Here is an 8,870-nt window from a genome sequence, read left to right on the forward strand (position 1 = left end):
AAAGAAAAAAATGAAATTATTTGATGTATATCCCCTATTCGACTTGAACTTTACAAAAGCCAAAGGCAGTTATTTGTGGAACGATAAAAACGAAAAATACCTGGATTTATATGGCGGTCATGCAGTTATTTCAATTGGCCATAGTCATCCAACTTATGTGCAAAAAGTAACCGAGCAACTGCAAAATATTGGCTTTTATTCAAATTCCGTTAAAATTTCAATCCAAGAAGAAGTTGCACAAAAATTAGGCAAAATCAGCGGTTATGATGAATATTCGCTTTTCATGTGTAATTCTGGTGCAGAAGCCAATGAGAATGCACTTAAACTGGCTTCTTTTCATACGAAAAAGAAAAAAAACATTTGCTTTACCAATGCTTTTCACGGAAGGACTTCGGCAGCCGTTGCAGCAACCGACAACAAAAGCATCATTGCTCCAGTTAACCAAACTGAAAATTTTATTTTTATTCCTTTTAACAACACAACTGCATTAGAAGAAGCATTCTCCAACCACGAAATTTCATCGGTAATTATTGAAGGAATTCAGGGTGTTGGCGGTGTCCAGATTCCTGATGTTGCATTTCTGCAAAAAATAAGAAGTTTGTGTGATGAAAATGAGGCTGTTTTTATTTGCGATGAAATTCAATCGGGTTATGGACGGACTGGGAAATTCTTTGCCCATCAGTATGCCAATGTCAAGGCCGATATCATAACGGTTGCCAAAGGAATGGGAAATGGCTTTCCTGTTGGAGGTGTTCTAATTGCACCAAAATTTCAGGCCAAACACGGTTTGTTAGGAACTACATTTGGAGGAAACTATTTAGCCTGTGCTGCTTCATTGGCAGTTTTGGAAACTATTGAAAATGAAAAGTTGATGCAAAAGTCCTCTGAATTAGGTTCTTATTTATTCGATCAATTAAAAGAAAATCATCTAATTAAAGAAATTCGCTACCAAGGATTAATGTTTGGAATAGAATTGAAAACGCCATGTACTCCATTCCGAAATAAACTATTAAGTGAATTTAAAATCCTTACCGGAAATGCTTCCTGTCCAAACACTTTAAGGATTCTTCCAGCCTTAAATATCACCAAAACTGAATTGGATTTATTTGTTGATGCATTTAAAATCCTTTCCAAATCAAACGATAATTTATGAAACGATTTTTCTCCGTAGATGATGTTGCAAACCTTGATGAATTGATTCAGAATGCAATTGAAATAAAAAAAGCACCCTTGCAAAAAAGTGAATTAGGCAAAAGCAAGACATTAGGTTTGGTTTTCCTGAATTCAAGTTTAAGAACTAGGTTGAGTACCCAAAAAGCGGCCCAAAATTTAGGTTTAAACACCATTGTTTTAAACGCCAATCAGGAAGCTTGGATATGGGAATTTGAAGATAACGCCATTATGAACGGTGGCACTGTTGAGCATATTAAAGACGCTGCCAATGTACTGAGTCAATATTGTGATATTATCGGAATTCGGTGTTTTGCTGGTTTGGAAAGTAAAGAAGAAGACACTTCGGAAAAAATATATTCCTTGTTTGAAAAATTTGCAACCGTTCCTGTTATTTCACTAGAATCTGCAACGTTGCATCCGCTTCAAAGTTTAGCCGATTGTATAACAATTGAAGAACACAAACCTAAAAACAGGAAACCTAAAGTAGTGCTAACCTGGGCTCCACATATCAAATCGATTCCACATGCCGTAGGAAATTCGTTTGCCCAATGGATGAATAAAACGGATTGCGAATTTGTAATTACACATCCGAAAGGATATGAACTAGATACTAAATTCACTCAAAATGCCACCATTGAAAACAACCAAGAAATTGCTCTTCAAGGTGCTGATTTTGTTTACATAAAGAACTGGTCGTCATTTGAAAAATATGGAAAAACACTGCCAATTGAAGAAGATTGGTTATTGACAAATAAGAAACTAGAAGTGACAAATAATGCCAAAATCATGCACTGTTTGCCGGTAAGAAGAAACGTCGAAGTAAGTGATGAAGTTCTGGACAGTGAGCATTCATTGATTTATAAACAAGCAAATAATCGAACTTTTGCAGCTCAAGTAATTCTTGAAAAAATACTAGAATCAGATGGAAACGCTTAATATTATAAAAATTGGTGGAAATATCATTGATGATGAAGTATTGTTGAATGATTTCATAACGTCAATCTCAACATTAAATGATCCGTTTATTTTAGTGCATGGTGGTGGAAAATTGGCAACCGATTTAGCTGAAAAATTAAATATTCCACAACAATTGATTGATGGACGAAGGGTTACAAATGCTGAAACGCTAAAAATTGCAACCATGGTTTATGCAGGCTTCATCAACAAAACGATTGTGGCTCTATTGCAAAAAAACAGCATCAACAGTATTGGATTATCAGGAGCTGACGGCAATTTAATTCACGCTAAAAAAAGAAAAAACAACGAAATTGATTATGGATTTGTTGGCGATTTTTCAGTAGAAAATGTCAATACCTCCTTTTTAGAATTACTTCTGAATAATGGACTAACACCTGTAATTTGTGCAATTACTCACGATAAAAATGGACAATTATTAAACACCAATGCAGATTCGATTGCTTCTAATATCGCTTCCAATTTAGCAACTTCATTCGAAATAAAATTGGTGTATTGTTTTGAGAAAAAGGGTGTTTTATCAAATCCCGAAGACGATGATTCTGTGATTGAAAGTTTAGATTTTGATACATTTCAAGATTTAAAAAATAAAGGTATTATCAATAAAGGTATGCTTCCAAAAATAGAAAACGGCTTTCAATCTTTAGAAAACGGCGTGAAAGAAATTGGAGTCATCAACGCCAAAAACTGCGTTAATTTTATAAGTAAAAACAACAATGAAGGAACAAGAATTACATAAACTATTTGAATCGGTTTACGGATTATTGAAAGAGTTGATCACGATTCCTTCGTTTAGTAAAAGTGAAGATAAAACTGCAGATTATATTGAAAATTTCTTCGCAAAATATACTATTCCAACGCATCGGGTAATGAACAATATTTGGGCATTTAATAAATTTTATGACGCTTCAAAACCCACTATTCTACTGAATTCACACCATGACACAGTACAACCCAATGCAAGTTATACTTTAAATCCGTTTGAAGCTATTGAAAAAGACGGGAAATTGTATGGTTTAGGAAGCAACGATGCTGGAGGTTGTTTGGTAAGCTTGATAGCCACATTTATTCACTTTTGGGATACCGAAAATTTAAACTACAATTTGGTTATCGCCGCTTCCGCAGAAGAAGAAATTTCGGGAACAAACGGAATCGAATCTATTTATATTCAACTGGGAAACATTGATTTTGCTATCGTTGGCGAACCTACAGAAATGAATTTGGCAATAGCCGAAAAAGGTTTGTTGGTTTTAGATTGTGTTGCAAGTGGAACTTCTTCACATGCTGCACATCCCAATCAAAACAATGCAATTTTAAATGCAATTGAAGATATCAATTGGTTCAACAACTACAAGTTTGACAAGATTTCAGATTTATTAGGAGAAGTAAAAATGACCGTAACAGTTATCAATAGTGGTTCTCAACACAACGTTGTTCCTGACTCGTGTGCTTTTACAGTGGATGTGAGAACAACCGAACTGTATTCAAACGTTGAAATTTTTAACATCATAAAAGAAAATATAAAAAGTGAAGTTACACCGCGTTCCTTACGATTAAATTCATCGTCCATTCCGATGTCTCACCCTTTTGTTCAAGCGGGTTTACAACTTGGAAGAACATTTTATGGTTCGCCAACTTCGTCGGATCAAGCTGTAATTTCGTGTCCTTCGTTAAAAATGGGACCAGGTTTATCAACGCGTTCCCATAGCAGTGACGAGTTTATTTATGTTGATGAAATTAAAGAAGCAATACAAATTTATACTGCAGTTTTAACCCAAATACTTTAAAAATGATACAGAAAATATGGCAAAAATCGGCAAATGAGAATGAACATCACGCAAAAATTGTAGAGCAATTTACTGTGGGAAATGATGTGAGTTTTGATTATGTTTTGGCAAAATTTGATGTCTTGGGTTCGTTGGCACATTGCGAAATGCTTCATTCTATAGCACTTTTAACTTCAGAGGAATGGAACACAATCGAAAAGGAATTGAAACAAATTCTAACCGAAATCGAACAAAATCAATTTGCAATCGAACCAGGAATTGAAGATGTTCATTCGCAGGTAGAACATTTGCTGATTCAACGAATTGGTCATATTGGCAAAAAAATTCATAGCGGTCGTTCCAGAAATGATCAGGTTTTAACCGATTTGAAATTATATCTAAAAGCGGAAATTTTAGAAATAAAATCACTTACAGAAATCGTTTTTAAAACATTAATCCATCTCAGCAACCAACATAAAGGTGTTTTGCTTCCGGGTTATACGCATTTGCAAATTGCCATGCCCTCGTCGTTTGGTTTATGGTTTGGTGCTTACGCAGAAAGTCTAGTAGATGATTTGGAATTATTTTTGGCTGCTTACAATGTCATGAATAAAAATCCATTGGGTTCTGGTGCAGGATATGGCACATCATTTCCATTAAACAGAACCTTGACAACTGAATTATTAGCGTTCAATTCGTTAAACGTAAATTCGGTTTATGCACAAATGACCAGGGGAAAATCAGAAAAAATTATGGCAATGGCAATGGCGGGATTGGCAGGAACGTTAAGTAAATTCTCGTATGATAGCTGTCTGTATTTGAATCAGAATTTCGGTTTTATTTCATTTCCCGACTCGCTGACCACAGGAAGCAGCATCATGCCGCATAAAAAAAATCCTGATGTTTTTGAAATTATGAGGGCACGATGCAACCGGATTCAAGCCTTGCCAAATGAGCTGATTCTTCTGACCAACAATTTACCTTCTGGTTATCATAGAGATGTTCAGCTCACCAAGGAAGCATTGTTTCCTGCTATAAAATCACTCAAAGAATGCTTGGAAATGTTGCATTTTATGTTGCAACATATTGAAGTTAAAACCGATATCGAAAAAGATGCTAAATACAATTATATGTTTAGTGTAGAAAGTGTCAACCAGCAAGTTTTAGACGGAATTCCTTTTCGAGATGCCTATAAAAATATTGGCTTGGCAATTGAAAACAAAGAATTTATTCCAAATCATAACCTCTCACACTCACACGAAGGAAGTATTGGAAATCTTTGCAACGACCTGATTGAAAAGGCCTTTGAAAAAGTAATTGCAAAATTCAATTAAGTGCCTTTTGGAAGCAGGTAAGCTGTTTCCTTTTTGGCTTCATTCAGCACTATACTGCTATGATATTGACCAATATTAGGAATATTTGAGATGACATTTACCACAAAATCATTGTACGATTTAATATCCTCTGCAATGATTTTTAGCATATAATCATAATTCCCCGACAAGCTGATCACTTCCTGAACCTGCGGAATTGCAATAATAGTTTGTTCAAAAGCGTCAAGTGCTGTCTTTGATTGCTCTTTCAAGGTCACATTACAATATACTACAATTTGAATCCCAATCTTGAATCGATCCACCAATGCCACATATTTAGTAATGACTTGGTCTTTTTGCAAATTTTTAATTCTCTCATAAGTTGGCGTAAACGAAAGCCCTACTCTTTCTCCAACTTCTTTTACAGAAATGGTCGAATCTTGTTGCAAGATTTCTAGAATAGCTTGGTCTTTTGCGTCTAATTGATGTTTCATTTCGGAAATAAAATTAAATTTCGAATATACCATTATTTTCTTAAACGTAAATAGCATGAAGGCATTATTTCTGCTCTAATTTAGAGGATTACTAAGTTTTTGCTAAATATAATCTTATACTTCAAATGGTTATCGCTCTGAACCATTATCCCTGATTCTATGTGAAATATTGCAAACATTATAGTACAGCAAGCAATATAATATTCTTTATTGCAGAATGAATAACTATTTGGTAATAAAATTTACATAACAATAATTTTAAGCTTACACTAATAAAATATACGCTTAAAGGCTTCAAGTTTTATAATTCTAATATTTGTAGGTGTCTGAAAATGAATAAGTAATACTTCAGACATTAATCAAAATAGTACTAATTATGAAAAAAAGTCTACAAAAGGAGCTCTTACAAGCGGTTTTGATTTTTACGTTTTTTATTATTCTGCCTGTCAATAGTTTAGGGCAAGGATTATTGTTGGGTTGGGATACAAGCAGCAACAGCGGTACTTTCGGACAATCCCCTTGGACACCAGCAACACTTAACAGCAATGTTGAAACTTCTGGTTTAATTAGAGGATCGGGCATCGTTACCAGTGGAACACCTGCAAACGGAACTTGGGGAGGGTCAGGCGGATGGTCCAACAACGGCAATGACACTCAAAGTTTTCATTTTACTGTAACACCAAAAGCAGGAAAGACTTTATCTATTAGTTCTATTTCCTCGGCTACAAGAAGATCCAATTCGGGTCCCACATCAAGTAAGGTATACTATTCTGTAAATGGAGGTGCCTTCATTCAAATTGCAACATGGAATACTAGTTCTACCTCTGGAACAACAGGATCTGCAAATAGCACATCACTTTCTTCGGTTTCGGCATTACAGAACATTGCACCCGGAGTGCCTGTAAAATTCAGGATTGTGCCACAAGGAACTACAGGAAATTATTACATCACAGGTGGTGCAAACGCACTTCGTTTGGAAGGAACTGCACAAGCGGTGGCAAATCCGTTGATCACACCTTCGGTTACAGCTTTACCCGATTTTGGAAATGTTATGGTAGGAACACATTCTGCAACATCAAGCTTTACTTTTGATGGCACAGATTTAGGAACTAACGAAGTGAGCATAATGGCTCCGGCTGAATTTGAAATTAGTACAGATAATATTAATTGGTTTTCAGGTTCCGACATTAGCCCTACTGCAGGATCGATAAATGATCAACAAGTATGGGTTCGATTTAGCCCTACGACAGCAGGACCAAAAACAGGAAATATTGCTTTATCTGCTACAGGAGCCGTTACTAAAAATATAGCTGTTACAGGTACTGGTGTTAATGGTATCTTGTTGAGTCCTGCATCCACAACTTTGAGTTATACGGAAGGTACTGGACCTTCAGCCTCTTTTCAGCTAACACAGCTTCAAGTCTTTGGGGTAGATCCTTCCTCAACCTATACTTTTAAAACTCTAACTGGTCTGAGTTCAAATTATGAAGTCTCTACAAATAATGTGGATTGGATGGATCCGTCCACCATCATCATCGCACAAGGTGGAAATTTTACTATCGAGAATCCTACTTTCTACATTAGATTAAAGCAAGGAATACCTACAGGAATGGTAGCAACAGAAACCATTATTCTAGAAGCTTTAGGAAACAGCACTACTTTATCTAGCTCAATTACGGTTTCGGGAATTGTTACACCTAGTAGTTTAGTAGCTCCAATAGCAACAGCTGGCACACTGCCAACTCTTACAAATTTTACAGCGAATTGGGAAGCTGTTACCGGTGCTACCGAATATCTTTTAGATGTTAGCACATCTTCGACCTTTACTCCTCTTTTAACCAACTACGACAACCTTGTGGTTACCGGTACCTCGAAATTAGTAGAAGGTCTAGATGCTGGAACTACTTATTATTACAGAGTTCGTGCAAAAGCAAATGCCGTAATTTCTTTGAATTCAAATGTCATAGAGATGAAAACCACCTGTGCCACTGTAGCAATACCCGAAGTGGCAGACCAAGAATTTTGCGGTACGGCTACTGTAAACGATTTAGTTGCAACCACACTTCCGGATGCTGTCGCAAAATGGTATGATACCGCTAGCGATACAATGCCGTTAGATCCTACTGCTACTCTAACTACGAAATCGTACTTTGTTACTCAAACTACAGCTAATGGTTGCGAAAGCCCAAAAAAGGAAGTAGTTGTTACAATAAAAACCATTCCGGCAATTCTCACTGCAAATCCTCAAACATTTTGTGAAGCAGGGACAGTGGCAGATTTGGAACCTGCTCAAGAAATTATTCAACCTGAAATAATTACCGAAACATTTGAAGATTCTGATTGGGCATCTCGTCTAAATTTTAGTGGAAACTATCCCCTTTCAACAGGAATCTGGACAGCCAGCAGGGTGTCTAGAATTTCAACTTCGTCTTCGGATCCTTATAAAAGAATTTCGTTTGGAAACTCAACTGGAACTGCTCAAAATTCCCACATGATTTCTCCTGTACTTAATGGTGTAAAGTCACTTACTATCGAGGCAACTTCTACCATTACATCTGATAAATTAGAAATTTCTAAAATTGTTAATGGTGTAGAAACGGTTGTACAAACCTTTAACGTACCACAACAAAACAATTTAACAATGACGCTTTTCACAGTGATACTAAATGATCCAAGTGATTTACAGATAAAGATCGCTGGAAAACCAAGCACTGGAACAAATTATTATGTTGCCTTGGGTACATTGACTATTACAGGTTATGAAACACAAACACCAATCATAAAATGGTATGATGTTGCAACAGAAGGAACAGCTTTAGCAACTACAGAAAACTTACAGACAGGAAACTATTATGTTTCGCAAACAGTTAACGGATGCGAAAGTCCTCGAAAAGAAGTAGCCATTACGGTTAATCCTAAAGTAGTGCCAGACTTTGAAGCAATAACCGTTTGCAACGAATCAACTGTACCTACATTGCAAGCAACTTCTCCTAATGGAATCTCGGGAACTTGGAGTCCTGCAACGATAAGCAATACTCAAAGCGGTGATTATATCTTCACTCCTGATGCTTCGGAATGTGCAACGACACAGACTTTGAGCGTTGTAATAACTGAAAAGACTGTGCCTGATTTCGCTCCTATTGCCGACT

Annotated in this window: 7 protein-coding genes; 6 read left to right on the forward strand and 1 reads right to left on the reverse strand. The window is 36.3% G+C overall.

Annotated features, from left to right (window positions below; genetic code table 11):
- Positions 1-10 precede the first annotated feature (10 nt).
- From J2X31_RS12965 to argH, 5 genes are read left to right on the forward strand one after another with little or no spacing between them, the layout of a single operon-like run.
- The gene (locus J2X31_RS12965) at positions 11-1,153 is read left to right on the forward strand and encodes an aspartate aminotransferase family protein (RefSeq protein ID WP_310027237.1); all 1,143 of its coding nucleotides are present in this window, start codon (positions 11-13) and stop codon (positions 1,151-1,153) included.
- On the forward strand, positions 1,150-2,109 hold the full coding sequence (locus J2X31_RS12970) for a Rossmann-fold NAD(P)-binding domain-containing protein (RefSeq protein WP_310027238.1): 960 nt from the start codon (positions 1,150-1,152) through the stop codon (positions 2,107-2,109). Before J2X31_RS12965 ends, J2X31_RS12970 begins: the two co-directional genes overlap by 4 nt.
- The gene (gene argB, locus J2X31_RS12975) at positions 2,096-2,887 is read left to right on the forward strand and encodes an acetylglutamate kinase (protein ID WP_310027239.1); all 792 of its coding nucleotides are present in this window, start codon (positions 2,096-2,098) and stop codon (positions 2,885-2,887) included. The genes J2X31_RS12970 and argB overlap by 14 nt, the downstream gene beginning before the upstream one ends.
- Positions 2,865-3,935: a M20 family metallo-hydrolase gene (locus J2X31_RS12980; protein ID WP_310027240.1), complete on the forward strand. Its 1,071-nt coding sequence runs from the start codon at positions 2,865-2,867 to the stop codon at positions 3,933-3,935. Before argB ends, J2X31_RS12980 begins: the two co-directional genes overlap by 23 nt.
- A 2-nt stretch (positions 3,936-3,937) precedes the next feature.
- Positions 3,938-5,248 (forward strand): argininosuccinate lyase, encoded by a 1,311-nt coding sequence (argH, locus tag J2X31_RS12985; RefSeq protein WP_310027241.1) that lies wholly within the window; start codon positions 3,938-3,940, stop codon positions 5,246-5,248.
- Here argH and J2X31_RS12990 read toward each other — a convergent pair.
- The gene (locus tag J2X31_RS12990) at positions 5,245-5,721 is read right to left on the reverse strand and encodes an Lrp/AsnC family transcriptional regulator (protein WP_310027242.1); all 477 of its coding nucleotides are present in this window, start codon (positions 5,719-5,721) and stop codon (positions 5,245-5,247) included. The two genes, argH and J2X31_RS12990, sit on opposite strands and share 4 nt — an antisense overlap.
- A 376-nt stretch (positions 5,722-6,097) precedes the next feature.
- Here J2X31_RS12990 and J2X31_RS12995 point away from each other — a divergent pair.
- A partial coding sequence (locus J2X31_RS12995) for an Ig-like domain-containing protein (protein ID WP_445351663.1) occupies positions 6,098-8,870 on the forward strand: 2,773 nt, incomplete at its 3' end.

The sequence above is a fragment of the Flavobacterium arsenatis genome, assembly GCF_031456785.1.
GTDB classification, from domain to species: domain Bacteria; phylum Bacteroidota; class Bacteroidia; order Flavobacteriales; family Flavobacteriaceae; genus Flavobacterium; species Flavobacterium arsenatis.

Bases quoted from the DNA above. Each gene is read 5' to 3' on its own strand.
- argB (WP_310027239.1), top strand. From the start codon at position 2,096: ATGGAAACGCTTAATATTATAAAAATTGGTGGAAATATCATTGATGAT.
- J2X31_RS12970 (WP_310027238.1), top strand. From the start codon at position 1,150: ATGAAACGATTTTTCTCCGTAGATGATGTTGCAAACCTTGATGAATTG.
- J2X31_RS12990 (WP_310027242.1), bottom strand. From the start codon at position 5,721: ATGAAACATCAATTAGACGCAAAAGACCAAGCTATTCTAGAAATCTTG.
- J2X31_RS12965 (WP_310027237.1), top strand. From the start codon at position 11: ATGAAATTATTTGATGTATATCCCCTATTCGACTTGAACTTTACAAAA.
- argH (WP_310027241.1), top strand. From the start codon at position 3,938: ATGATACAGAAAATATGGCAAAAATCGGCAAATGAGAATGAACATCAC.
- J2X31_RS12980 (WP_310027240.1), top strand. From the start codon at position 2,865: ATGAAGGAACAAGAATTACATAAACTATTTGAATCGGTTTACGGATTA.